Source organism: Arsenicibacter rosenii (assembly GCF_001870735.1).
GTDB lineage: Bacteria > Bacteroidota > Bacteroidia > Cytophagales > Spirosomataceae > Arsenicibacter > Arsenicibacter rosenii.
On record NZ_MORL01000225.1, the window covers coordinates 1 to 647 of the forward strand.

1 protein-coding gene is annotated in these 647 nt (G+C 55.3%); it reads left to right on the forward strand.

The features are described from left to right. Positions 1–647: hypothetical protein (locus BLX24_RS33185; protein ID WP_177226004.1), on the forward strand; the 647-nt coding region annotated here is incomplete at both ends.

Below are 647 nucleotides of genomic sequence, written 5' to 3' on the forward strand. Positions count from 1 at the left end.
AAAGCGCTGGAAGAGCTCTCGAAGCTGGAGGAAGAAAACCACATTGCCCGCATTGCCAGTGAAGAAGGCCGTGATATTGCTAAGCTGCAAGCTGCCCGCGACCGCGAAGCCGAAGCGATCATGAAGGGTCTTCAGGCGCAGTCGGTCAAGGATAAACAGCTGACGGCACTCAATGAAAAGCTGGAGCAGGATATTGCCGGTGTTCATACCAAGTACAGCGAAAAGAAAAAGAAGGAAGACGAAGAAGCGGCCCAGAAGCGGCTGGAGGTGCTTCGCAACGTGGCCAGGCAGGAGCAGGAAGCCGAAATGGCCCTGCTCGACTGGAAGGAGCTTCAGGCAAGGGGGAATAATCAGAAGCTGGCCCAGCTGGCTAAAGAGCGGGCGAATACGATCCTGCTCTTTACCATCAATGGGCTGAAGGAAGAAGAAGCGGCCGAAAAGGCTAAGGCCACCCGGGAGATTTCGGATAAGGATCTGCTGGCGCAAACCCTGTCGGGAATTGAGAAAAAATACCTCAATGAGCGCAAGGCGGCTGTCGCTGCCAATGCGGCCGACCTGGCTAAAATCGAAGCGGACCTTCAGCAGAAAAAGAAGGAGCTCTGGAGCAATGCGGGCAGCGCTTTCGGGGCACTGCTGAAGGGTGATCT